We start from the raw sequence: 24,250 nt of genomic DNA, 5'->3' as shown, positions 1-24,250 counted from the left end.
GCTAGACTGGCTCGCGTTGATTGGCCAGGCTTATCAGTCGATCATCGCCATGGACGGTCGTGACCGACGACGGGAGGAACGGTGTCCCCGTACACCCAGTACAACGGCAAGCAGCCCAGCCTCGCCCAGCTCCGGGCCTTCGCCGCGGTGGCCGAGCATCTGCACTTCCGGGACGCCGCCGCGGCCATCGGGATGAGCCAGCCGGCCCTCTCGGGCGCGGTTTCGGCGCTCGAAGAGGCACTCGGTGTCCAGCTGGTCGAGCGTACGACACGCAAGGTGCTGCTCTCGCCCGCCGGTGAGCGGGTGGCCGCCCGGACCCGGGCGGTGCTGGAGGCGGTGGGGGAGTTGCTGGAGGAGGCCGAGGCCGCCCGGGCGCCCTTCACCGGGGTGCTGCGCCTCGGGGTGATCCCGACCGTGGCGCCCTATCTGCTGCCCGCCGTGCTGCGCCTGGTCCGGGACCGCTATCCCGCGCTGGACCTCCAGGTGCACGAGGAGCAGACCGCCTCGCTGCTGGAGGGGCTCGCCGCCGGACGGCTGGACCTGCTGCTGCTCGCGGTGCCGCTCGGGATGCCGGGCGTCACCGAACTGCCCCTCTTCGAGGAGGACTTCGTCCTGGTCCTGCCGGGCGACCACGAGCTGGCCGGGCGGCAGGACATTCCGCGCGAGGCGCTGCGGGAGCTGCCGCTGCTGCTGCTCGACGAGGGGCACTGCCTGCGCGACCAGGCACTGGACATCTGCCGGGAGGCGGGGCGCGCGGAGGGCGCCCCGGTCACCACGACGGCGGCCGGGCTCGCCACGCTGGTCCAGCTGGTGGCGGGCGGCCTCGGCGCCACCCTGCTGCCGCGCACCGCCGTGCGGGTGGAGACCGGGCGCGACCCCGGACTGATGACCGGCCGCTTCGCCGACCCGGCGCCCTCCCGCCGGATCGCGCTGGCCATGCGGACCGGGGCGGCCCGCCAGGCGGAGTTCACCGCACTGGCCGCCGCCCTGCGGGAGGCGCTGGCGGAACTGCCGGTCACGCCGGTGTCCGGGTAGCGGCCGCGCCGGGGGGGGCGTACCGCCGTCGTACCGGGGGTGTACCGGTGGCGTACGGGCTGTGCCGCCGTACCCGCTTATGTGCGTGCCGGGCCCGGGACGCGTACGCCCCGGGCCCGGCACGTACACCCGGACCCGGATCGCGTACGCCCCCGGGGCTCGGGTCTCAGGCGTCGCCGCCGCGCGCCCCGGGCGGGCCGCCACCGGGGCCGGCCCCGTGCGGCGGGGCGTCCGGCCGTTCGGGCCGGGCCGGTCCGGGCGGGGGCTCCCGGCCCGTGCCCGGCGCGGGGCCCGGCGGGAGGCCCGGCCCGGGACCCGGTGCGGAGCCCGGTGCGGGGCGGCCCCGCGGGTCGGCCCGGGGCGGCTCCCCGGCCTTGGGGGGCCGGCCGCGCCGGGGGAGCGGGCCGGGGGCCGAGGACAGCCGCCCGGCGTCGGTGAGCGCCTTGCGCAGCAGGAACTCGATCTGCGCGTTGGCGCTGCGCAGCTCGTCGGACGCCCAGCGGGCCAGCGCCTCGTGGACCACCGGGTCCAGGCGCAGCAACACCTGCTTGCGCGGCCGTTGTTCGGTCACTGGTACAGGGTGCCCGTGTTCAGCACCGGCTGGGCCGCGCGGTCGCCGCAGAGCACCACCATCAGGTTGGAGACCATCGCGGCCTTGCGCTCCGAGTCCAGCTCCACGATCTCCCGCTCGGTGAGCCGCTCCAGCGCCGCCTCGACCATCCCGACCGCGCCGTCCACGATCTGCCGGCGGGCGGCCACCACCGCGCCCGCCTGCTGCCGCTGGAGCATCGCGGAGGCGATCTCCGGGGCGTAGGCGAGGTGCGTGAAGCGGGACTCGATGATGTGCACACCGGCCGCCTCCACCCGGGCGTGCAGTTCGGCGGCGAGCTTCTCGGTGATCTCCTCGGCGTTGCCGCGCAGCGACAGACCGCCCTCCTCGTGGGCGTCGTACGGGTACTCGATCGCGATGTGCCGGACGGCCGCCTCGGTCTGGGTGGAGACGAACTCCAGGAAGTCGTCCACCTCGAACCTGGCCTGGGCGGTGTCCTCCACCCGCCAGACGACCACCGCGGCCAGCTCGATCGGGTTGCCGTAGGCGTCGTTCACCTTCAGTACGGCGGTCTCGTGGTTGCGCACCCGGGTCGAGATCTTCTCCCGCGAGGTGAAGGGGTTGACCCAGCGCAGCCCGTCCTCCCGGATGGTGCCCCGGTAGCGGCCGAAGAGCTGGACCACCCGCGCCTCGCCCGGCGCCACCATGTTCAGTCCGCACATGGCGAGGAAGGCGGCCAGGCCGATGAGGATCCCGGCCACGATGAGGCCGGCCTTGACGCCCGTCGCGGAGGCGGCGGCGCCCGCGAGCACCAGGCCGATTCCGGCCGCCAGACCCACCAGGCCGAGCAGCAGCGCCAGTCCGCCGCTGATGCTCTGCGCAGCGAATTCCGTCACACGCGGCTTCGGCATGTCGGGCGTGTCCGGCGCGTCGGTGGATGTGTTCGTGCTGGTCGTGGACATGGAGCACCCCGTCATTCCCCGGGCGGCCGCGGTCCGGCCGCCTCTAGCAAAGTGATATCACTTTAACTCCTCCCGCAACCTCACGCACCCCTGAGGAGTCGGTTCATTCGGGGGTGGGTGCTGATTGTCACGTCCGGAAAGAGTCGATCCGACGGCCTTTGTCGACCCTGGCGGTGCTACTTTGCTGAGCTGATCTGGCCGTACGGCAATCCGGTCGTACGGAGAGACGGCAATCCGACGGACTGGCTGACTGACCGGCTGACCGGCCGAACCACGATCGCGTTCCATGAACACGAGCCACGACCACGAGTACGAGCACGAGTGCGGGCGCGTACGAGACTGACGAGCGGAGCGACGGAGCGATGGGCCGAGCGGAAGCGCGACGGGCCCGGCAGCGCGATGCGCGCCGGGCGGACAGAGAGGGCACGGGCATACGCCGCTTCTTCACCTGGAAGAAGCTGCTGGGCGCCTTCTTCGGCCTCTGCCTGCTCGCCATGGGCACCTTCTACGTGATCTACCTGATGGTGCCGGTCCCCACGGCCAACGCCCAGGCGACCATGCAGAGCAACGTCTACCGGTACGCCAACGGCAAGATCCTCGCCCGCACCGGTGAGGTCAACCGGGAGATCATCGCCCTCGACAAGATCCCGAAGCCCGTACAGCACACCTTCGTCGCGGCCGAGAACAAGTCCTTCTACGAGGACAACGGCGTGGACTTCAAGGGCACCGCCCGAGGGGTGTTCAACACCCTCGCCGGCCGGGGCAAGCAGGGCGGCTCGACCATCACCCAGCAGTACGTCAAGAACTACTACCTGGACCAGAGCCAGACGGCCACCCGCAAGCTCAAGGAACTGGTGATCTCGCTCAAGGTCGACCAGCGGATGAGCAAGAACGAGATCCTCGCCGGCTACATCAACACCAGCTACTACGGCCGGAACGCGTACGGCATCCAGGCCGCCGCCCAGGCGTACTACGGCGTCGACGCGGAGAAGCTGAACGTGGCCCAGGGCGCCTACCTGGCCGCGCTGCTCCAGGCCCCCACCCAGTACGACTGGACCACCGCCTCGCCCACCAGCCGCAAGCTGGTCGCCCAGCGCTGGAACTACGTACTGGACAACATGGTCGGGGAGGGCTGGCTCGACCGCGGCGAGCGGGCCGGGCTGAAGTTCCCGGTGCCGCACAAGCCGAAGCCCGCGCCCGGCATGGACGGCCAGACCGGCTATCTGGTCGAGGCGGCGAAGAAGGAGCTCCAGCAGCAGGGCGTCAGCGAGGCCGACATCGACGCCGGAGGCTGGGACATCACCCTCAGCATCGACGAGAAGCGGCAGAAGGAGCTGACCGAGGCGGTCGACAAGGAGCTGGAGGACCGGCTCGACCGCAAGAAGAACAAGGTCGACGCCACCGTGCAGGCGGGCGCCACCTCCGTCGACCCGAAGACCGGCCGGGTGGTCGCGATGTACGGCGGCGCCGGTGCCACCCAGCACTACGTCTCCAACGCCACCCGCCGCGACTACCAGCCGGCCTCCACCTTCAAGCCGCTGGTCTTCGCCTCCGCCCTGGAGAACGAGTCGACCACCCAGGACGGCCGCCGGATAGGCATCAACACCTCCTACGACGGCACCAGCCAGCGCCCGGTCAAGGGCATCGACGCCCACTTCGCCCCGCAGAACGAGGACGATGTGAGCTACGGCCCGATCAGCGTCCAGGAGGCCACCAACAAGTCGGTCAACTCCGTCTACGCCCAGATGCTGGTGGACGTCGGCGCGGAGAAGGCCAAGAAGACCGCGCTGTCGCTCGGCCTGAAGGACGGCGAGGGCTTCGGCACCGGGCCCGCGATGTCACTGGGCACCATGAACGCCTCCACCTGGGACATGGCCGGGGCGTACGCCACCCTGGACAACCACGGCAAGAAGGTCACCCCGAGCATCGTGAGGTCCGCCGAGCACAAGGACCGGGTGCCCCAGCTCCGCGACCCGGTCGGGGACCAGGCCGTCAGCCGGGACACCGCCGACGCCGTCACCAAGGTGCTCACCGGCGTGGTGGCCGAGGGTTCCGGCCGGGCCGCCGCCTCCTCGTCGTACCAGGCGGCCGGGAAGACCGGCACCTCGGAGAACAACAAGTCGGCCTGGTTCGCCGGGTACACGCCGGAGCTCACCACCGTGGTGGCGCTCTTCGGCGAGGGCCCCAAGGGCGAGCAGGTCAGCCTCACCGGCACCGCCAACTCCGGCCGGGCCAACGGCGGTGGCTTCCCGGCCCGGATCTGGGCCGACTACACCGAGGACGCGGTGGGCTCCGGCGGGGAGTTCGACCTGGAGGTCCCGGACAGCGCCTGGGGCCAGGCCGCGCGCGGCCCGGAGGAGCCGTCCGAGGGCTCCGCGTCGACCTCGCCGTCACCCAGCCGCAGCAGTGACAAGCCGGACACCTCGCCCAGCCCCTCGGTGTCGCACAGCCCCTCGCCGAGCCGGACCACCACCAGCCCGAGCCACAGCCCGAGCACGCCGTCCAGCCCGAGTCACTCGCCGTCCTCCCCGTCGCCCAGCCACTCGGACCCCGACCCGGGCGGTCCCGGCGGTGACACGGGCGACCCGGGCGAGGACGACGGCGGAACCGCCGGCAAGCCCGGCAAGCCGGGGCTGCTGCAGCCGCAGCCGTAGCCGTACGGCACCGGGGCGGCCGTTCCCGGGGCCGTACGGCGACTGGGCCGGGCACGGCGCCCGGAGGACCGTCTCCGGAGCCGTACGGCGTCCGGAAGCCGTGACGGGCCCGGAGGTACGCCCCCGGAGCCCGTACGGCGCCCGGGAGGGCCGTGACCGGAGCCGTACGACGCCTGCCGCGGCACCGGCCGGAACGCCGGCCGGGCAGCGGAACGGGGCCGGACCCACCGAAGGGTCCGGCCCCGTCTTCGTACCATCCCGTCGTCGTACGGCTCCGGCCGCGTACGCCCCGGCCTCCCGTACGCCCCGGGCTCCTGGAGGCCGGGGTCTTCCGCACGTCCCGGTCTCCCGGAGGCCCCGGTCTCCGGGGTGCCCCGGTCTCCCGCCCCGCCCGCGCCCGTCCCTCAGACCCGGGTGGGCAGCTCGAACCAGACCACCTTGCCGGTGGAGAGCCGGGTCGCGCCCCACCGCCGGGCCAGCCGGTTGACCAGGAAGAGCCCGCGCCCGCCCTCGTCGGTGTCCCGGGCGCGGCGCTGCCGGGGCAGCTGGGGCGAGTCGTCGCCGACCTCGCAGCGCAGCACGTCGGTACGGAGCAGCCGCAGGGTGACCGGGCGCTCCGCGTACCGGACCGCGTTGGTGACGACCTCGCTGATCAGCAGCTCCACGCTGTCGGTCAGCTCCTCCAGGTTCCAGCGGGCCAGCGCCCGGCGGGCCAGCCTGCGGGCCCGGCCCGGGGCCGCGTCCTCCGGTTCCAGGAACCAGTAGGCGACGTCGCTCGGCGCGATCCCGTCGAACCGGGCGGCCAGCAGCGCGATGTCGTCGTCGCGGTCCCCCGGGCCCAGCATGTCCAGCACGTCGTCGCAGAGCGCCTCCAGCGGCGGCGAGTGGTCCGGGCCGGTCAGCTGGGCGGTGGTGGCCAGCCGCTCGCGCAGCTGCTCTATCCCGGTCCACACGTCCCGCAGCCGCGACTCCACCAGGCCGTCGGTGTAGAGCAGCAGGGTGGCGCCGGCCGGGGCGTCCAGCTCGACCGCCTCGAAGTCCACGCCGCCCACCCCGATCGGCGCGCCCGGCGGCACCCGCAGCACCTCGGCCCGGCCGCCGAGGTGGAGGAGGATCGGTGGCGGGTGGCCCGCGTTGGCGATGGTGATCCGGTGCGACACCGGGTCGTAGACCGCGTACAGGCAGGTCGCCATCCGGTTCTCGCCCAGCCGCTGGGCCTGCTCGTCCAGGTGGTGCAGCACCTCCTGGGGCGGCAGATCGAGACTGGCCAGGGTCTGCGCGGTGGTGCGCAGCTGGCCCATGATGGCGGCCGAGGTCATCGAGTGGCCCATCACATCGCCCACCACCAGGGCGACCCGGCTGCCGGGCAGCGGCACCGCGTCGTACCAGTCGCCGCCGACCCGGGCGGTCTCGGCGGCCGGGAGATAGCGCACGGCGAGCCGGACCCCGGTCGGCTGCGGCAGATTCTCCGGCAGCATGGTGCGCTGGAGCTCGTCCGCGATGTACGCCTCCCGCCCGTAGAGCACCGCCTTGTCGATGCCGAGCGCGGTGTGGGTGGCCAGCTGGGCGGCGACCAGCAGGTCGTTGGGCTCGAACGGCGGCCGGTCCGGACGGCGCAGGAAGACGGCCGCGCCGATCACCCGCCGCCGGCCGCGCAGCGGGGCGAGAATGGCCCGGTGCCCGGACGGCACCGCGCGGCCGTCCCCGAGCAGCTCGGGCAGCGCCGCGCGGGCCGCCGCCGAGTCTCCGAAGACCGGGCGCACCCCGCGCAGCACCTCGGCGAGCGCGCCGCCGGGCCGCACCTCGCACAACTCGGCCGCCGGCCCCGGCTCGCTCTCCAGGCCGAGCACCGGGCCGACCGTGCCGAAGTCCGCCTCGGGGCCGCCGGGGGCGGCGGCCGGCGCGGTGTCGGGGGTCATTAAACGCAGCCGGTCGGTCCGGCGCAGCCGCAGCACGAACGGCGCCACCGGCCGCTCGTCGCCCACTGGCAGCGGGTCGCGGAGGTAGACCAGGATGGCGTCGGAGAAGGTCGGCACGGTGGCCCGGCAGAGGCCCAGCACGATCTCGTCCAGGTCTATGCCCCGGGCGATCCGCCGGGTGGCCGCGCCCACGAAACGCAGCCGGTCGCCCTCCCGCCGGGCCGTCCCGGCCGGTTCCTGCGGCCCGGGCCCGGACTGCGCCGGTACGGCTCCGAGGGGACCGGGCGCCCCGGCCTGACCGGGCGGACCGGCCGGTGCCCCGGCGGTCCCGCCGTCACCGGTCGCCGCGCCGGGCGCTCCACCGGTCGCCGCGACCGGTTCGGCTCCGGGGCCGGCTGCCGCCGCCGGCCGTCCCGCGTCGCGCCGGCCCCCACCCGGGCCGGGACCCGGCGCGGGCGCGGGAGCGCCCGGCACGGCGGGCGCCGGGGGCGCCTCCTGCCGCGGCCTGGTGCGCTCCTGCGGCCGGGCAGCGAGGGGCTGCCGGCCATCGTGGGAGGTGGGATGCTCCGTCACGCGTGGGATTCCGTCCGTCCGGGCCGGTGGGGCGAGGCGATCGCTCTGTCAGGCGCTATACCCGCTCCGGGGCCGGCTTTGACAAAGGATGAGGGATTCGGGCACACATCGGACACCGCCCAACCCCTTTCCTGATGACTTACGGTCAGTTCGTTTTCCGTGCTCAGTGCTGGTCGGTCACAGGATGGCCACATGGTGCGGGTCGTCTCGCGGACCCCCGGCGGCCGGCGGGCGCCGGGCGTCCGGTTCTCCGGTCTCCGGGAAGCGTCTTCCGGGAAGGACGGGGGCGATCCTACGGTCGCGCCCCGGGGACACTTCAAGGGTCTCACGGAGCAGGCCGTTCCGGGGCCCGATCCCAGTCGGCGGGCAGCGACGGCACCGGCCAGCCCGGGTCCGGCCGCCACCGCTCCCAGCCGTCGGCGAACGGTGAGCCCCACGCCCGTACGACCTCCAGCGCCGCTTCCCCGGCGGCCCGCACCCGGCGGGCCCGGGCGGGATCGACCAGGCCGTCGGCCCGGGCCTGGGCGAACTCGTCCTCGTCCAGCCAGCGCCAGCTGCGGTCCGGGGCCACCGAGATGTCCAGGAAGTGGTCGAGCGAGTCCACACCGCCCGGCCAACGGACCCCCGGCTCCTCCAGATTGACGTACCAGTTGCGGAACTCCCAGCCCGCGGCCCAGAACAGCCACACCGACCAGGGCTCCCCGGGGCGCGCCAGCTTCAGCACCCCGGTGCCGGTCCAGCGGGTGCGCAGGGTGGTGCGGGGCGCCGTGTAGCGGGTGGGGAGCGGCTCCAGATGGACCGGGGTGCCGTCGGCCAGCACGGGCTTGACGCACTCGGTGCCGGGCGCCATCCAGACCGCGAGCAGCTCCTCGGTGTCCTGGACGACGGTGACCGGGCGGCAGATGTGGAACCCGCCGCCGGCGTTGTCCCGGTACCGCCAGAGGATCGGGGTGCCGGGCGCCCAGCGTCCGGCCGCCCCCGTCGCCGTCGGCGTTCGTCCGGCACTCCCGGCTGCTGCTGCTGCCGCTGCCGCTGCTGCCGCCGCCGCCGTCCGGCCGGCCGTCCCCGTCCCCGCTGCCGTCCGTCCGGCTGTCCCCGCCTGCCGCCCCGGCGCCTCCGGCGACTGTCCCGGCACCTCCGGCGCGCGGCCGGTCCGTCCGGTGCCCGGCCGCGCTGCCGGGACGCCGGGGTCCGCCCGTACGGCCCCCGCCTCGGTGCCGTACGCGCCCGGTCCGGTCCGGTCCGTGCGCGGATCCGGCCGGTCCGTGCGCGAATCCGGGCGCCGCGCGCCCGAGTTGTTGCGTTCGGCGCCCGGATCCGCCGCCCGCGCGCCCGAGTCGGTCCGTTCCGCGCCCGCGCGCGGCGGTGCGCCGACCGGTGCGGGCGCGCGCCCGGTGCCCTTTCCGCTGCTCCCCGTGGTCCCGGCTGTCATGCGCAGATCTTAGGTCGCCCCCGGCCGGCGCCGCCGCGACGCGGGTCACGGGGCCGGGGAGGGCCGGGCCGTACCGGCCACCGGAGCCCGTACAGGGCCCCGTACCGGCCACCGGAGCCGTACAGGGGGCCGTGCACCGGCCACCGGAGCCGTACAGGGGCCGTGCACCGGCCACCGGAGCCGTACAGGGGCCGTGCACCGGCCACCGGAGCCGTACCCCGGCGGGGGCAACGGCGCCGGGGCCAGGGGGTGCCGGGGTGCGGCCGGGATCAGGGCCGGGTCATCCGCAGCACGTCGAGCGCCTCGTCCAGCTGCTCCAGCGTCAGGTCGCCGCGCTCCACATAGCCGCCGTCCAGAACCACTTCGCGGATGGTCCGCCGCTCGGCCAGCGACTTCTTGGCGACCTTCGCCGCCTCCTCGTAGCCGATGTACTTGTTGAGCGGGGTGACGACGGACGGCGAGGACTCGGCGTACTCCCGGGCCCGCTCCGCGTTGGCGGTGATGCCGTCCACCGTGCGGTCGGCCAGCAGCCGGGCGGCGTTGGCCAGCAGCCGGACCGACTCCAGCAGGTTCTTGGCGATGACCGGCAGCATCACGTTCAGCTCGAAGTTGCCCGCCGCGCCCGCCACCGCGACCGTGGTGTCGTTTCCGGTCACCTGGGCGGCCACCATCAGCACCGCCTCCGGGATGACCGGGTTGACCTTGCCCGGCATGATCGAGGAACCGGGCTGCAGGTCCGGCAGGTTGATCTCGGCGAGACCGGTGCGCGGGCCCGAGGACATCCAGCGCAGATCGTTGGCGATCTTCGTCAGCGAGACCGCGATGGTGCGCAGCTGGCCGGAGGTCTCGACCAGCCCGTCCCGCGCGCCCTGCGCCTCGAAGTGGTCGCGCGCCTCGGTCAGCGGCAGTCCGGTGGTCCGGGCCACCTCCGCGATGACGGCGGCCGAGAAACCGGGCGGGGTGTTGATGCCGGTGCCCACCGCCGTGCCGCCGAGCGGCAGTTCCGCGAGCCGGGGGAGCGAGGCGCGCAGCCGCTCCACGCCGTACCGGATCTGCGCCGCGTAACCGCCGAACTCCTGGCCCAGGGTGACCGGGGTGGCGTCCATCAGATGGGTGCGCCCGGACTTCACCACCTCGGCGAACTCGGCCGACTTCCGCTCCAGCGACCCGGCCAGGTGCTCCAGGGCCGGCACCAGGTCACCGGTGACGGCGGCGGTGGCGGCGATGTGGATGGAGGACGGGAAGACGTCGTTGGAGGACTGCGAGGCGTTCACATGGTCGTTGGGGTGGACGGCGCCCGGCTTCCCCAGCCGCTCCCCGGCCAGCGTGGCCAGCACCTCATTGGTGTTCATGTTGGACGAGGTGCCCGAACCGGTCTGGAAGACGTCGACCGGGAAGTGGTCGTCCCAGCGCCCCTCGGCCACCTCGGCCGCCGCCTCCTGGACGGCCTCGGCCACCTCCTTGTCGAGCACGCCCAGCTCGGCGTTGACCTTGGCGGCGGCGGCCTTGATCCGGGCCAGGGCCTCGATGTGGGCGCGCTCCAGCCGCTGCCCGGAGACCGGGAAGTTCTCCACCGCCCGCTGGGTCTGGGCCCGCCACTTGGCGTGTGCCGGAACCCGCACCTCGCCCATGGAGTCGTGCTCGATCCGGAACTCGCTCGTGTCGCTCATGTTCGTCCAAACCTCCTGGCAGCTGGAGCACTTGTCTTGTTCGGGCCGTTCCCAAGCGCCGTACCGGCCAGTAAATACCGTGGGTAACCCCACCTTTCAGGAGGCGCAATGACGCGCACCAGAACCAGGCCGCGCCGGATGGCCGCGGCCGTGGCCGTGCTCGCCGCGGCGCTCGCCGGGACGGCTGCCGCCACCGTACCCGCGACCGCCGCCGGAACCGCGCCGGCCACCGGCGTCCCGGTCACCTCGGCCGTCGCGACCGCCCCCGGCGCCGCGCGGTCCGCCGCCCGCACCGCCGCCACCCCGCTGCCGCCGGAGCTGGAGGCGATCCGGGCCGCCGAGGCCACCGCGCTCTACGGGAGCCCGGCCGAGCGGCCGCTCGCCGAGCGGAAGACCGGCCTGATATCGCTGGGCGACAGCGAGATTTCGGGCGAGGGCGTCGGCAGCTACGACCCGGCCACCAACCGCCCCGGCAACTGGTGCCACCGCTCGCCCCAGGCCGCCGTCCACCGCACCGGGATCCCCGCCGACGTCACGTACAACGTCGCCTGCTCCGGTGCGAACAGCGCCAACATCCGGATCGGCGGGACGAAGCAGTACGCCGACGAGCTGGTCCAGAGCGACAACCTCGCCGTCAAGGCGCGCAACACCCGGATCAAGCTGGTGCTGCTGGTCGCCGGGGCCAACGACGACCTCCAGTTCGGCCCGGTGATGACCGACTGCGTGATCCGCTACCTCACCCTCCAGGGCCCCTGCGAGCCCAAGTACGCGGGCGGCTGGCAGGCCCGGGTCGACGCCCTGGTCCCCAAGATCGAGGGCACCCTGCGCGATCTGCGGACCGTGATGCGGGACGCCGGATACGCCGACGGCGACTACCGGCTCGTCCTGATGAGCTACCCCAGCCCGATCGGCCCCGACTTCCGCGACAACCCGAAGTTCCCCGGCAAGCTGATCTGCGGCGGCATGGGCTACGACTCCGACACCGTCTGGGGCCGGGACACCGCCGTGCCCGCCTTCGAGCGCGGGCTGCGCCGGGCGGCGGCCGGCGCCGGGGCGGCCTACCTCGACAACTCCCGGCTCTTCCACGGCCGCGAGGTGTGCCAGGAGCAGCCCTGGGCGCGCGGGCTCTACGTCGACGTGACCAAGCCGGGGCTGCCGGACGAGAACTCGGTCCGCCAGTCCTTCCACCCGAACGCCGGCGGCCACGGCGCCTTCGCCTCCTGCCTGACCCAGCTGTACGACTCCGGGCTGACCGAGGGCAGTTGCGCCGACCCCGCCACCACCGGCTCCCCGGTCCTGGTGCCGGGCGCCTGGGACGACCGGTTCGCGCCCCTGCGCAACGCCGCCACCGGGAGCTGCCTGGACGTGACCGGCGCGGTGAGCCGGAACGGCACGGCGGTCGGCGGCTGGGCCTGCCAGGGCGGCCGGAACCAGGGCTGGTGGTACGACACCGCCCGGCAGACGCTGATCACCGAACTCACCCATGACCGCTGCCTGGACGTGCCGGGCGCGAAGTACGAACCGGGCGCCGCGCTCGTCGTGTGGAAGTGCTCCGGCGCGGCCAACCAGCGCTTCGTCCGGGACGCCGGCACCCTGCGCCCCGCCGCCGCGACCGGCCTCTGCGTCACGCTGGCCGCCGCCCAGGACCCGGCCCGCCTCCGCCCCTGCGACGGCACCCCGGCCCAGCGGTTCGCCTGACCGCGCCGCGCCGCCGGGCCTCCCGGCTCGGGGCGTCATCGGCGGCGGGCGGCTCCGGGGCCCGGCGCGCCGAGCCCCGGACCGTCGGCCAAGGCCCTGGGACCGGGCGCCAGGGTCGTCAGCCGGGCCCCGGGTTCGGGCCGCCCATCCGGACGGCCGGGGCCCGGGCCCACCAGGGATCAGCCGGACCCGGTCCCCGCCCGGCGGGGGTCAGCCGAGTCCCGGGCCCCGGACCGGGATGGAGGTGAAGGTGGGGGCGGGCGCCGGGTCCTGGAAGAAGTCGTTGCCCTTGTCGTCCACCACGATGAACGCCGGGAAGTCCTCGACCTCGATCTTCCAGACCGCCTCCATGCCGAGCTCCGGGTACTCCAGGACCTCGACCTTCTTGATGCAGTCCTGCGCCAGCCGGGCGGCCGGACCGCCGATCGAGCCCAGGTAGAAGCCGCCGTGCGCCCCGCAGGCGTCGGTGACCTGCTGGGAGCGGTTGCCCTTGGCCAGCATGACCTTGGAGCCGCCCGCCGCCTGGAACTGCTCGACGTACGAGTCCATCCGCCCGGCCGTGGTCGGGCCGAAGGAACCGGAGGCGTACCCCTCGGGCGTCTTGGCCGGGCCCGCGTAGTAGACCGGGTGGTCCTTGAGGTAGCCCGGCATCTCCTCGCCCGCGTCCAGCCGCTCCTTGATCTTGGCGTGCGCGATGTCCCGCGCCACCACCAGCGGGCCGCTCAGCGAGAGCCGGGTCTTGACCGGGTGCCGGGTCAGCTCGGCGAGGATCTCGTCCATCGGCCGGTTGAGGTCGATCCGCACCACGTCCCCGGCCGCCTCGCCCCCGCCGCCCTGCTCCAGCTGCTCGTCGGTGGTGTCGGGCAGGAAGCGCGCCGGGTCGGTCTCCAGCTGCTCCAGGAAGACGCCCTCGGCGGTGATCTTCGCGACGGCCTGGCGGTCGGCCGAGCAGGAGACGGCGATCGCCACCGGCAGCGAGGCGCCGTGCCGGGGGAGCCGCACCACCCGGACGTCGTGGCAGAAGTACTTACCGCCGAACTGGGCGCCGATACCGATCCTCTGGGTCAGCTCGAAGACCTTCTTCTCCAGCTCCTCGTCCCGGAAGCCGTGGCCCAGCTCCGAGCCCTGGCCCGGCAGTGCGTCCAGGTAGTGGGCGGAGGCGTACTTCGCGGTCTTCAGCGCGAACTCGGCGCTGGTGCCGCCGACCACGATCGCCAGGTGGTACGGCGGGCAGGCGGCCGTACCGAGCGAGCGGATCTTCTCCTCCAGGAACTTCATCAGCGAGGCCTCGTTGAGGACCGCCTTGGTCTCCTGGTACAGGAACGACTTGTTGGCCGAGCCGCCGCCCTTGGCCATGAACAGGAACTTGTACGCGCCGCCGTCGGTGGCGTACAGCTCGATCTGGGCCGGCAGGTTGGTGCCGGTGTTCTTCTCCTCCCACATGGTGAGCGGAGCCATCTGCGAGTAGCGCAGGTTGAGCCGGGTGTACGCGTCGTGGATGCCCCGGGAGAGCGCCTTCTCGTCCTCGCCGGAGGTCAGCACGTGCTGCCCGCGCTTGCCCATGACGATCGCGGTGCCGGTGTCCTGGCACATCGGGAGCACCCCGGCGGCGGCGATGTTGGCGTTCTTCAGCAGGTCGAGCGCGACGAACTTGTCGTTGGACGACGCCTCCGGGTCGTCGATGATCCGCCGCAGCTGCGCCAGGTGGGCCGGGCGCAGATAGTGCTGGATGTCGTGGATCGCCTCGGCCGCCAGGGTCCGCAGCGCCTCCGGCTCGACCTGGAGGAACGTACGGCCGCCGGCCTCGAAGGTGGAGACGCCCTCGGCGGTCACCAGCCGGTAGGGCGTGGTGTCCTCCCCCAGGGGGAGCAGATCGGTGTACGCGAACTCAGGCTGGGACGGACGGGACTCAGCGGGCATGACGGTCAATCCTCACGGGCCGGACAGCGGCACCGCCCCCTTTGGCGGCGCGTTCCCCAGCGTAGAACGGGCGCTTTCGCCCATCCGGGTAAGGTCAGGCTCACTTGTCGCCCACCGGGTCCGTGCGGTATGTCCCGCCGCGCGGTACGCCCGGGACGGCCGGGTTCCACCCGGTTCGGCGTGGTTCTCCGGCCCGGTTCGAGAGCGCGCCCCGGCCGGTCCGGCGCCCTCCCGGCCCGGTCACACTGCCCCGGGCGGCCGGCCCGGACCGATCCGTCCTGGTTCTCCGGCGCGGTTCTGCGATACGCCCCCGTCGACCGGCCCCGACCACGGGGTATGCCTCCGTCGGCCGGGTCCGGTTCCACGGCCGGTCCCGGCGGTACACCCCCGGCGGCCGGCCGTGGGCGGCTTCTCTGGCCGGGTTCCTCACCCGCCCCGGCTGTACCGCCGGGGTCTTCCGGCCGGGCCCGGTTCGGCGGCCGGTCCGGCTCCGTTTCCCGGCCCGGTCCGGCGCCCGGCCCGGTCTCCGGTACTGCTCCGCCGGCGGCACCTTCCGTCCATGTGCTCCGTGCGCCGTCGTACGGCTCCGTCGCCGGCCGGCGAGGCGGCCGGCGAGGCAGAGGGCGGATGGGTGCGACTGGGCCATGGGACGGGGGGCGCGGGCGCGAAGGGCCGCCGTACGTCCCCTGGTCGCGATCTATCGCGTTTCGCTAGGCTGCTTCCGTGGACCTCGAAAAGCAGCCTCCGCACTCCGCCGCCCCCGCAGGGCCCGGCGGCTCCCTCCGGGCCTCGGACGCCGACCGGGATCGCGTCGCGGACATCCTGCGGGACGCCCTGGCCGAGGGGCGGCTCGACGCGCAGGAGCACGGGGAGCGGATCGACGCCGTGTACCGCGCCAAGACCGTGGGGGAGCTCGAACCCCTCGTCCGGGACCTCCCCGCCGCCGCTCCGGCCCGCGAGCCCGGGCCCCAGCGGTGGAACCTGCCCGAGGGGACGGGGGAGCCGGCCGAGAAGCTGGTCGCCGTCTTCTCCGCCACCACCCGGAAGGGCCGCTGGCGGATCGGCCGCAGGACCCACGCCTTCTCGCTCTTCGGCAGCGTCGAGATCGATCTCACCGAGGCGCTCTTCACCCAGCGCCTGACCACCATCAGCGCCACCTCCGTCTTCGGCAGCGTGGACATCCGGGTCCCGGAGAACATCTCGCTGCGCGGCAACGGCACCGGGGTCTTCGGCAGCTTCGACGTGCGGAACCTGGAGGCCGCCGACCCGGAGGCGCCGGTGGTGGTGGTCAACGGCTGGGCGGTCTTCGGCAGCGTCGACGCCCGCCCCCGGCGCGGCAAGCTCATCGCGGACCTGCACGCCCGGATGCGCAAGCACCTCGGCGGCTGAACCACCGCTCCGCCCGGCGCACTTGACCCCGGGGGGCCCTCCGGGGCGCGGGGGACGGCGCCGGAGCCGGGCGCGCGGTCGATTTCCGGCCACCCGCGCCCCCGCGCACCGGGACGCGGGGCCACGCACGGCATAGGCGCACGCACAGCGGGTAAGGCTTGCTGCATCGCCTCTCGCTCACTCGCGAAGCCGTCGTCAGGAGTAGACCGTGCTGCAACTGCCGCATCAGCCCCTCCAGGCCGCCGCCGCACCGGCCCAGCGCGTCCCCCCGCGCGAGGACCAGGACGGGCCCTGGCACACGGAAGCGGTCTGCCGCCGGGACGAAGCGGGGTTGTTCTTCGCCCCCTCCAAGGAGCCGACGGCCGCCCGGCTGGCGCGGGAAGAGGCCGCCAAGCGGGTCTGCGCCCGCTGCCCGGTCATGATCGAGTGCCGCGAGCACGCGCTGCTCCAGCCGGAGCCGTACGGGGTCTGGGGCGGCCTCACGGCGGCCGAGCGCCGGGTGGTGCTCGCCCGGCGGCGGCGCCGGGAGGTGGAGCTGAAGAAGGCGGCCTCGTCGGGCGCCCAGATAGCGGCGGCCGGCTGACGACCCGGGCACCGCCCGCCTGACCGCTCGACCGACCCGCCGGACCCATCTGTCGGGCGAACCCGCCGGACCGATCCGTACGCGGGTACGGGGCGGTCGCCTCGCGGGACGGCCGGGTACGGGACGGCCACTCGCCGAACGGCCGATCACGGAACAGCCGATCACACGGAAGGGGCGCCCCGCCACGGCAGGCGGGGCGCCCCTTCCGTTTCCGTGCCACCGCCCGGGCCGCGCGCCGGGCAGCCGGCTGACCGGCCGTCCGGACCTCCCGGGTCGCGCGCCGGGCGTCGGGCGAACGGCGTGACCGCCCGGACCGCCCGCAGGATCGTTCCTGCTCAGCGGCGGCCCGGGTGCGGACGCTACTTCGCCCGGTCGAAGTCGATCTTGCTGTAGGCGCGCAGCTTGGACAGCCGGTGCGTGGAGTCGATCTGCCGGATGGTGCCGGACTTCGAGCGCATCACCAGCGACTGGGTGGTCGCGGTCTCGGCGCGGTACCGGACCCCGCGCAGCAGCTCGCCGTCGGTGATGCCGGTGGCGACGAAGAACACGTTCTCGCCACCGACCAGGTCGTTGGTGGAGAGCACCCGGTCCAGGTCGTGGCCCGCCTCGATCGCCCGGTTGCGCTCGTCCTCGTCCTTGGGCCACAGCTTGCCCTGGATCACGCCGCCCAGGCACTTGATCGCACAGGCGCTGATGATGCCCTCGGGCGTACCGCCGATGCCCATCAGCAGATCGACGCCGGTGCCCTCGCGGACGGCCATGATCGAGCCGGCCACGTCGCCGTCGGAGATGAACTTGATGCGGGCGCCGGTCTCCCGGATCTCCTTGACGATCCCCTCGTGGCGGGGGCGGTCCAGGATCACCACGGTCACGTCCTCCGGGGAGGAGTGCTTCGCCTTGGCCACCCGGCGGATGTTCACCGCCACCGGGGCGTTGATGTCCACGTAGTCGGCGGCCTCCGGGCCGGTGACCAGCTTGTCCATGTAGAAGACGGCCGAGGGGTCGAACATGGTGCCCCGGTCGGCGGCCGCCAGTACGGCGATGGCGTTCGGCATGCCCTTGGCGTTGAGCGTGGTGCCGTCGATCGGGTCCACGGCGATGTCCACCTCGGCCCCGGTGCCGTCACCGATGCGCTCGCCGTTGTAGAGCATGGGCGCCTCGTCCTTCTCGCCCTCGCCGATGACGACCACGCCGTTCATCGAGACGGTCGAGACGAGCGTGCGCATGGCGTTCACCGCCGCGCCGTCGGCGCCGTTCTTGTCGCCCCGGCCGACCCAACGGCCGGCTGCCATGGCGGCGGCCTCGGTGACCCGTACCAGCTCCAGGGCGAGGTTGCGGTCGGGGGCCTCCGGCGAGACCTCGAGTTCGGACGGGAGGTGGTGCTCGGTCATCGAGGCGCACCTTTCTGTACGGCGACGGCCGTGGTGATGAGGGTGCTGACGACTCTATCGGTACGTCGACATATTGAGCAGAGGGGCCCACGGATGAGCAGGGGGCCCTGATGCGACCATAGGGACGTGGCAGGTATGCGAGGCAAGCAGACAGTGCGCGGGATGTTCCAGTCGATGGCGGTCATCTGCGCCGCGGCCGGCGTGATCTATCTCTTCGTCCCGCACGACGACACGGCGGACCCGATCAAGCCGGTGGACTACCGGGTGGAGCTGCTGACGGCCCAGCGCGCCGCCCCGTACCCGGTGGTCGCCCCGGAGGGCCTCCCCGGCGAGTGGACGCCGACCTCGGTCTCGTACAAGCGCCGGAGCGGTGACGCCTGGCACCTCGGATTCCTCACCCCGGAGCGCCAGTACGTGGCGGTGGAGCAGTCCACGGCGGCCCCGGCCAAGTACATCGCCCGGGTCACCCACGAGGCGGCCGACACCGGGAAGACCCGGCAGGTGGGCGGACGCGCCTGGCAGCACTTCGAGGGCTCGAAGTACGACGCCCTGGTGCTCCGGGAGAACGGCGTCACCACCGTGGTGACCGGCACCGCGTCGGCCGACCGGCTCGCCGAGATGGCGGCGGCGCTGGAGACCGGGAAGCCGTCCCCGGCCGCCTCTCCGGCGGCCCCGGCGGCCCCGGTGTCCTCGGCCTTCCCGGCTCCCGCAGCTTCCGCCGGGCTGTGACCCCGGCCCACGCCGGGCGGTGATCCGGGCCCCTGGCCCCCGGTCCTGGCCCCGGCTCCGCACGACACGGATACGCATGACGACGGCCCCGGACACCGAGGGGGGCTGGGTGTCCGGGGCCGCCGGTCCATGGGGTCCGCCCGGCCGGGCGGACCGGGTCAGACGGTCTTGATCACGTCGTCGTAGGCGAGCCGCGGGCTGCGCGGGAACCAGGCGTTCTCGGCCGGGCGGCCGATGTTGACGACCATCAGGGGGGTGTGGTCGCCGTCCAGGAACTCCTTCTGCAGGCCCGCCGGGTCGAAGCCGGTCATCGGGCCGGCGGCCAGGCCGGCGGCGCGGACGCCCACGATGAAGTACGCGGCCTGGAGGGCGGCGTTCAGCAGGGCGGAGTTCTCGCGGGCCGGGCGCTCGCCGAAGAACACGTCCTTGGCCTGCGGGAAGTGCGGGAACAGTGCCGGGAGCTCCTCGTGGAACTCGTTGTCCGCGGCCAGGATCGCCACCAGCGGGGCGCTCGCGGTCTTCGGGCGGTTGCCCTCGGCCATGTGCGGCAGCAGGCGCTCGCGGGCCTCGGCGGAACGGACCAGCACGACCCGCAGCGGCGTCTGGTTGAAGGCGGTCGGCCCGTACTTGACCAGGTCGTAGATCGCCTGCATCTGCTCGTCGGTCACCGGCTCGTCGGTGAACGCGTTGGCGGTCCGGGCCTCGCGGAAGAGGAGGTCCTGGGCGGCGGGGTCAAGAACGAGGGACATGCTTCATACCTTTCACGGTGCCAGGTGGGCAGTGATTCCACCGTACCCCCATGATTGGTTAACTTTCAACTAAACCGGGGTCCGGGTGACTGAGCTCATAGACGGAGGGGTCCTCCGTAAAGCTGTCCTCCGTAACGCCGGGTGTCCCCGTCTCATTCCTCCCCGGCGCCGCCTTCGTCCTCCTCCGGTGCCGCCAGCGCCGCGTCCAGCCGGGCCCGGGCACCCTCCAGCCAGTGCCGGCACACCCTGGCCAGCTCCTCGCCCCGCTCCCACAGGGCCAGCGACTCCTCCAGCGTGGTGCCGCCCGCCTCCAGCCGGCGGACGACATCGATCAGCTCGTCGCGCGCCTGCTCGTACCCGAGCGCCGTCTCCGCACCCGCGTCCGTGTGTGTGTCCGCTGTCGTATCCGTCGCGTCCGTGGTGTTGGCTGCCATGGGCTCCACAGTAAGGGCGGCGTACGACACCTCCCCGGGGGCGTACCCGGGTCCCTGTCCGGGTCCGGGTCCGTGTATGGGTCCGTGTACGGGTCCGGGTCCGGGTCCGATCCGGGTCAGTCCACCCGTACCGTGAACTCGCCCTCCGCCACCCGGGCCCGCAGCGTCTGCTCCGGGACGACCTCGCCGGGGGAGCGCACCACCCCGCCGTCCGGGCGCTGGAGCACCGCGTAGCCGCGCTCCAGGGTCGCGGCGGGGGAGAGGGCCACCACCCGGGCGCGGGTGTGCGCCAGCTCGGAGTCGGCCCGGTCCAGCAGATGGCCCAGCACCCGGCGGCTCCGCGCCACCAGTGCGTCCACCTCCGCCTCGCGCTCGGCCACCATCCGCTCCGGCCGCTCCATCACCGGCCGGGCCAGCGCGTGCGCCAGCCCCCGCTCCTCCCGGTCCAGCACCCCCCGGACGGTGCGCAGCGCCCGGTCCCGCAGCAGCCGCACCCGCTCCAGCTCCTCGCCCACATCGGGGACGACCTTCTTCGCCGCGTCGGTCGGGGTGGAGGCGCGCAGATCGGCCACCAGGTCGAGCAGGGGGGCGTCCGGTTCATGGCCGATGGCCGACACGACCGGGGTACGGCAGTCCGCCACCGCCCGGATCAGCTGCTCGTCCGAGAACGGCAGCAGGTCCTCCACGCTGCCGCCGCCGCGCGCCACGATGATCACGTCCACCCCGGCGTGGCCGTCCAGCTCCTGGACTGCCCGCACCACCTGCGGCACCGCGTGGACGCCCTGCACCGGGACGTTCCGCACCTCGAACCGGACGGCCGGCCACCGGCGGCGGGCGTTCTCCAGCACATCCCGCTCGGCCGCCGAGGCCCGCCCGCAGACCAGGCCGATCAGCTGCGGCAGAAACGGCAGCGGCCGCTTCCGCTCGGCCGCGAACAGCCCCTCCCGGCCGAGCGTCCGCTTCAGCTGCTCCAGCCGGGCCAGCAGCTCCCCGATGCCGACCGGCCGGATCTCCGCCGCCCGCAGCGACAGCTGGCCGCGCGGCGCGTACCACTCCGGCTTGGCGTGCACCACCACCCGGGCGCCCTCGCTGACGACATCCGCGACCGCGTCGAAGACCTGGCGGTAGCAGGTGACGCCGACCGAGATGTCGTACGAGGGGTCCCGCAGCGTCAGAAAGACGACCCCGGCCCCCGGCCGCCGGGACAGCTGGGTGATCTGCCCCTCCACCCAGACCGCGCCCAGCCGGTCGATCCAGCCCCCGATCAGCCGGGACACCTCACCGACGGGCAGGGCGGCTTCGGGCGACGTGTGAAGAGCCATGCCCGCGAGCGTACGCGCCCCCACCGACACCACCCCGGCGCCCGGTACGCCCCCGTCGCCGTCCGGGCCCGGCCCAGGCCGCCGGGTCCGGGCGCCCGCGTGCTGAGAGCCGTACCACCCCGCCCTGCGGCACCCCGTGGCTCCCGCCCCGGCCCGTGTGCGCCCCCCCGGCCCCCGGGTCCGGCTCCGCACCGGCTCCGCCCGGGCCGCCGGGACAGCCACCGGCCGCCGGGCCCGGCGCCGTACCGCCCCGGCCCGGGTGACTCGGGGCCCGCCGGCCGCCCCGGCAGCGAACGGTCCGCGCTCCGGGCCCGGACTCGGGCGCCGCGCGCCGGGAGCCGTACGGTCTGCCCCGGCACCACGTCGGCTCCGCCCAGGTGCCCCGGCCGGCCACCGACCCCGCCTCGGCCCGTCCCGGCGTCGTACGCCCTCCGTCCGGCCCCCGGGCAGTACCCGCACCCCCGGGCCCGGGCCCCTCGGGGCAGTTCCTGCCCCCGGGCTCATGCTCCCGGGCCGGGGAGCCGACTTCCTCCGCCGGGCACGCCCTGTTCACCGGGCCGGCCGCCCAGCCCGGGACCGGGGCCGGGGCCGGGAGGTCCCGACCCGAGCCCAGGCCCGCAGGAGCCCTACCGGGCCCCCTCGCCCGCCGCCTTCCGTCCTCGGCCCCGCCCCCGCTGGGCCGTCAGCACCACCAGCCCGACCGCCAGCCAGACGGCGCCCACCAGCTGCGCCGAGCCCGCCGCTTCCACGATCACCGCCACCAGAATCGCCGCGCCCACCACCGGCAGGACCAGGTGCCGCAGCCAGTGCGGCGGCGTCCCGGTGCCCCCGCGCCGTACCGCGAACCAGCCGACCACACTGGCGTGCAGCAGCACGAACGCCGTCAGCGCCCCGATGTTCACCACCGACACCAGATGGTCCATCCCGTCGTCCCGCCGGGCCGCCCAGACCGCCGCCACCATCGTCACCGCCGCCGCCAGCAGCAGCGCCACCCGGGGCACCCCGGAGTCGGTGCGGGCCAGCGCGTGCGGCAGCCGCCGGTCCCGGGCCATCGCGAAGAGAAGCCGTCCGGCGGCCGCCTGCCCGGCCAGCGCCGCGAACGCCGCCCCGATCGCCTTGCTCGCCGCCACCAGGTCGTGCAGCCAGCCCCCGACCGAGGAGTCCACGGCGTCGTAGAAGGCGGAGCCCTGCGCGGCCGGGTCCGCCGCCAGCCGGGCCGAGGAGACCGGTTCGAGCAGCGCCACCAGATAGGTCTGCGCCACGAAGAGCACCCCCGCCAGCGCCAGACAGCACAGCACCGCCCGCGCCACCCGGGCCGAGCCGCCGGTCACCTCCTCGGCGAACGAGGCGATGGCGTCGAAGCCCAGATAGGAGAGCACCGCCACCGACACCGCGCCCAGCACCGCCGCGAGCGAGAAGCCCGCGTCCCCGGTGAGCGGGGTCAGCCAGTCGCGCCGCGCCCCGTCCCGGACCAGCACCACCACCGCCGCGACCACGAAGACCAGCAGTACGACGATCTCCAGGGCCAGCACCGCGAAACCCACCCGGGCCGCCGCCCGTACCCCCCAGAGGTTGAGCAGCGTGGTCACCACCACCGCCAGCGCCGTCCACATCCAGCGGTTCACCCCGGGCACCAGTGCCTCCATGGCGATCCCCGCGAAGAGGTACGCCACCGCCGGGATCAGCAGATAGTCGAGCATCGCCATCCACCCCGCGACGAAGCCCGGCCCCTCGCCGAGACCCTTGCGGGCGTACGCGAAGACCGAGCCCGCGCGCGGCGCCACCCGCACCATCTGCGCGTAACTGAACGCCGTGAACGCCATCGCCACCGTCGCCACCAGATAGACCAGCGCGACCGCGCCGTGCGACCTGGCGTCCAGGGTGCCGAAGACGCCCACCGGCGCCATGGGCGCGATGAAGAGGAGCCCGTAGACCACCAGGTCCCGGAATCCCAGCGTCCGCCGCAGCCCCTCGTGCTGCCCCGGCCGCCCCTCCCGTCCTGCTTGCCGCGGCTGCCTTGCCTGCCCCTCCTGCTGTGGTTGCTCCACCTGCCCCGCCCGTCCCGGCGACCCCGGTCGCTCCGGCTGTTCCGGCTGTCCCGTCCCGTGTGTGCTCGTCCCGGCCATGGTCCCCAGTGTCGGCCCGCCGTCCGGGCGGTGGCCTCTTCTGGGCGTCCTTACGGTGCCCGGACGCCCTTACGATGGAGGGCATGACTGCAACGCCTGCCAGCCCGTCGCCCGCCAAGCGCGTCCTCCTCGCCGCTCCGCGTGGCTACTGCGCCGGTGTGGACCGTGCCGTGATCGCCGTGGAGAAGGCGCTGGAGCAGTACGGTGCGCCGATCTACGTCCGGCACGAGATCGTCCACAACAAGTACGTGGTGCAGACCCTGGAGCGGAAGGGCGCCATCTTCGTCGAGGAGACGGCGGAGGTGCCCGAGGGCTCGATCGTGATGTTCTCCGCGCACGGCGTGGCGCCGACCGTCCACGCGGAGGCGGCCGAGCGCAAGCTCGCCACCATCGACGCCACCTGCCCGCTGGTCACCAAGGTGCACAAGGAGGCGGTCCGGTTCGCCAAGGAGGACTACGACATCCTGCTGATCGGCCACGAGGGCCACGAGGAGGTCATCGGCACCTCCGGCGAGGCCCCCGAGCACATCACCCTGGTCGACGGCCCGGACGACGTGGAGAACGTCAGCGTCCGGGACGACTCCAAGGTCGTCTGGCTCTCCCAGACCACCCTCTCGGTGGACGAGACCATGGAGACGGTCGACCGGCTGAAGGAGAAGTTCCCGCAGCTCGTCTCGCCGCCCAGCGACGACATCTGCTACGCCACCCAGAACCGCCAGATCGCGGTCAAGCAGATGGGCGCGGACGCGGACCTGGTGATCGTGGTCGGCTCCAAGAACTCCTCCAACTCCGTCCGGCTGGTCGAGGTCGCCCTCGGCGCCGGCGCCCGGGACGCCCATCTGGTCGACTTCGCCGAGGAGATCGACGAGAGCTGGCTGGAGGGCGTCGCCACGGTCGGCGTGACCTCGGGCGCCTCCGTCCCCGACGTACTGGTCGAGGGCGTTCTCGAATGGCTCTCGCAGCGCGGTTTCCAGGACGTCGAGCTGGTGAAGGCCGCCGAGGAGTCCATCACCTTCTCGCTGCCCAAGGAGCTCCGCCGAGACCTCCGCGCCGAGGCCGCCGCCCTGGCCGACCGGGGCTGACGACCCGTCCCCGGCCGGCCGCCGGCCGGGGT

Annotated in this window: 18 protein-coding genes; 7 read left to right on the top strand and 11 right to left on the bottom strand. The window is 74.0% G+C overall.

Annotation, left to right across the window (positions count from 1 at the left end; all coding sequences use genetic code 11):
• Window positions 1–81 precede the first annotated feature (81 nt).
• Window positions 82–1,035, top strand: coding sequence for a hydrogen peroxide-inducible genes activator (locus NX801_RS02230; RefSeq protein WP_258785002.1), 954 nt, complete (start codon window positions 82–84; stop codon window positions 1,033–1,035).
• Window positions 1,036–1,201: 166 nt separating this feature from the next.
• Here the strand turns inward: NX801_RS02230 and NX801_RS30960 are convergent, their stop codons facing one another.
• Both NX801_RS30960 and NX801_RS02215 read right to left on the bottom strand, forming a co-directional pair.
• Window positions 1,202–1,606, bottom strand: a complete 405-nt coding sequence (locus NX801_RS30960; RefSeq protein ID WP_428986038.1) for a type II toxin-antitoxin system antitoxin — start codon at window positions 1,604–1,606, stop codon at window positions 1,202–1,204.
• Window positions 1,603–2,547 carry an SPFH domain-containing protein gene (locus tag NX801_RS02215; protein ID WP_258785001.1) on the bottom strand — a complete coding sequence of 315 codons (945 nt, stop codon included), beginning with the start codon at window positions 2,545–2,547 and terminating at the stop codon, window positions 1,603–1,605. Before NX801_RS02215 ends, NX801_RS30960 begins: the two co-directional genes overlap by 4 nt.
• A 362-nt stretch (window positions 2,548–2,909) precedes the next feature.
• Between NX801_RS02215 and NX801_RS02210 the strand changes: the two genes are divergently transcribed.
• Window positions 2,910–5,201: a transglycosylase domain-containing protein gene (locus NX801_RS02210; protein WP_258785000.1), complete on the top strand. Its 2,292-nt coding sequence runs from the start codon at window positions 2,910–2,912 to the stop codon at window positions 5,199–5,201.
• Window positions 5,202–5,605: 404 nt separating this feature from the next.
• Here the strand turns inward: NX801_RS02210 and NX801_RS30955 are convergent, their stop codons facing one another.
• The 3 genes from NX801_RS30955 to NX801_RS02195 all read right to left on the bottom strand — a co-directional run bounded on the left by NX801_RS30955 (window position 5,606) and on the right by NX801_RS02195 (window position 10,795).
• Window positions 5,606–7,693: a SpoIIE family protein phosphatase gene (locus tag NX801_RS30955; RefSeq protein WP_428986037.1), complete on the bottom strand. Its 2,088-nt coding sequence runs from the start codon at window positions 7,691–7,693 to the stop codon at window positions 5,606–5,608.
• A 325-nt stretch (window positions 7,694–8,018) separates the two neighbouring features.
• Window positions 8,019–8,639: a cytidylyl-2-hydroxypropylphosphonate hydrolase gene (gene fomD / locus NX801_RS02200; protein WP_258785228.1), complete on the bottom strand. Its 621-nt coding sequence runs from the start codon at window positions 8,637–8,639 to the stop codon at window positions 8,019–8,021.
• A gap of 755 nt (window positions 8,640–9,394) precedes the next feature.
• Window positions 9,395–10,795 (bottom strand): class II fumarate hydratase, encoded by a 1,401-nt coding sequence (locus NX801_RS02195; RefSeq protein ID WP_258784999.1) that lies wholly within the window; start codon window positions 10,793–10,795, stop codon window positions 9,395–9,397.
• Between the two features lie 108 nt (window positions 10,796–10,903).
• Between NX801_RS02195 and NX801_RS02190 the strand changes: the two genes are divergently transcribed.
• Complete coding sequence (locus tag NX801_RS02190; protein WP_258784998.1) at window positions 10,904–12,493, top strand: ricin-type beta-trefoil lectin domain protein; 1,590 nt, start codon at window positions 10,904–10,906, stop codon at window positions 12,491–12,493.
• A gap of 210 nt (window positions 12,494–12,703) precedes the next feature.
• Here NX801_RS02190 and NX801_RS02185 read toward each other — a convergent pair whose 3' ends face one another.
• On the bottom strand, window positions 12,704–14,413 hold the full coding sequence (locus tag NX801_RS02185) for a fumarate hydratase (protein WP_258784997.1): 1,710 nt from the start codon (window positions 14,411–14,413) through the stop codon (window positions 12,704–12,706).
• 723 nt (window positions 14,414–15,136) lie between these two features.
• On the opposite strand from NX801_RS02185, the gene NX801_RS02180 reads away from it, so the two are divergent.
• Complete coding sequence (locus tag NX801_RS02180) at window positions 15,137–15,802, top strand: DUF1707 SHOCT-like domain-containing protein (RefSeq protein WP_258784996.1); 666 nt, start codon at window positions 15,137–15,139, stop codon at window positions 15,800–15,802.
• 208 nt (window positions 15,803–16,010) lie between these two features.
• Window positions 16,011–16,385: a WhiB family transcriptional regulator gene (locus NX801_RS02175; protein WP_258784995.1), complete on the top strand. Its 375-nt coding sequence runs from the start codon at window positions 16,011–16,013 to the stop codon at window positions 16,383–16,385.
• Window positions 16,386–16,744: 359 nt separating this feature from the next.
• On the opposite strand, the gene glpX is transcribed toward NX801_RS02175, so the two are convergent.
• Window positions 16,745–17,776, bottom strand: coding sequence for a class II fructose-bisphosphatase (gene glpX, locus NX801_RS02170; RefSeq protein WP_258784994.1), 1,032 nt, complete (start codon window positions 17,774–17,776; stop codon window positions 16,745–16,747).
• A gap of 126 nt (window positions 17,777–17,902) precedes the next feature.
• Between glpX and NX801_RS02165 the strand changes: the two genes are divergently transcribed.
• Window positions 17,903–18,505: a DUF4245 domain-containing protein gene (locus tag NX801_RS02165; protein WP_309505765.1), complete on the top strand. Its 603-nt coding sequence runs from the start codon at window positions 17,903–17,905 to the stop codon at window positions 18,503–18,505.
• 158 nt (window positions 18,506–18,663) lie between these two features.
• Here NX801_RS02165 and NX801_RS02160 read toward each other — a convergent pair whose 3' ends face one another.
• The 4 genes from NX801_RS02160 to NX801_RS02145 all read right to left on the bottom strand — a co-directional run bounded on the left by NX801_RS02160 (window position 18,664) and on the right by NX801_RS02145 (window position 22,977).
• Entirely contained in the window at window positions 18,664–19,254 is a 591-nt protein-coding gene (locus tag NX801_RS02160) for a malonic semialdehyde reductase (RefSeq protein ID WP_258784993.1), read from the bottom strand.
• A gap of 152 nt (window positions 19,255–19,406) precedes the next feature.
• Entirely contained in the window at window positions 19,407–19,688 is a 282-nt protein-coding gene (locus NX801_RS02155; protein ID WP_258784992.1) for an exodeoxyribonuclease VII small subunit, read from the bottom strand.
• 116 nt (window positions 19,689–19,804) lie between these two features.
• Window positions 19,805–21,010 (bottom strand): exodeoxyribonuclease VII large subunit, encoded by a 1,206-nt coding sequence (xseA, locus tag NX801_RS02150; RefSeq protein ID WP_258784991.1) that lies wholly within the window; start codon window positions 21,008–21,010, stop codon window positions 19,805–19,807.
• 626 nt (window positions 21,011–21,636) lie between these two features.
• Window positions 21,637–22,977, bottom strand: coding sequence for an APC family permease (locus NX801_RS02145; RefSeq protein ID WP_258785225.1), 1,341 nt, complete (start codon window positions 22,975–22,977; stop codon window positions 21,637–21,639).
• A 242-nt stretch (window positions 22,978–23,219) separates the two neighbouring features.
• On the opposite strand from NX801_RS02145, the gene NX801_RS02140 reads away from it, so the two are divergent.
• Entirely contained in the window at window positions 23,220–24,218 is a 999-nt protein-coding gene (locus NX801_RS02140; protein WP_258784990.1) for a 4-hydroxy-3-methylbut-2-enyl diphosphate reductase, read from the top strand.
• Window positions 24,219–24,250: the final 32 nt, after the last annotated feature.

The sequence above is a fragment of the Streptomyces pyxinae genome, assembly GCF_024756275.1.
Taxonomy (GTDB): domain Bacteria; phylum Actinomycetota; class Actinomycetes; order Streptomycetales; family Streptomycetaceae; genus Streptomyces; species Streptomyces pyxinae.
This window is presented reverse-complemented; position numbering and strand designations above follow the sequence as displayed.

Excerpts from the sequence above, each read along its gene's own strand:
- NX801_RS02215 (WP_258785001.1), bottom strand. The coding sequence starts at position 2,547 with ATGTCCACGACCAGCACGAACACATCCACCGACGCGCCGGACACGCCC.
- NX801_RS02210 (WP_258785000.1), top strand. The coding sequence starts at position 2,910 with ATGGGCCGAGCGGAAGCGCGACGGGCCCGGCAGCGCGATGCGCGCCGG.
- NX801_RS02195 (WP_258784999.1), bottom strand. The coding sequence starts at position 10,795 with ATGAGCGACACGAGCGAGTTCCGGATCGAGCACGACTCCATGGGCGAG.
- NX801_RS02190 (WP_258784998.1), top strand. The coding sequence starts at position 10,904 with ATGACGCGCACCAGAACCAGGCCGCGCCGGATGGCCGCGGCCGTGGCC.
- NX801_RS02185 (WP_258784997.1), bottom strand. The coding sequence starts at position 14,413 with ATGCCCGCTGAGTCCCGTCCGTCCCAGCCTGAGTTCGCGTACACCGAT.
- glpX (WP_258784994.1), bottom strand. The coding sequence starts at position 17,776 with ATGACCGAGCACCACCTCCCGTCCGAACTCGAGGTCTCGCCGGAGGCC.
- NX801_RS02160 (WP_258784993.1), bottom strand. The coding sequence starts at position 19,254 with ATGTCCCTCGTTCTTGACCCCGCCGCCCAGGACCTCCTCTTCCGCGAG.
- NX801_RS02155 (WP_258784992.1), bottom strand. The coding sequence starts at position 19,688 with ATGGCAGCCAACACCACGGACGCGACGGATACGACAGCGGACACACAC.
- xseA (WP_258784991.1), bottom strand. The coding sequence starts at position 21,010 with ATGGCTCTTCACACGTCGCCCGAAGCCGCCCTGCCCGTCGGTGAGGTG.
- NX801_RS02140 (WP_258784990.1), top strand. The coding sequence starts at position 23,220 with ATGACTGCAACGCCTGCCAGCCCGTCGCCCGCCAAGCGCGTCCTCCTC.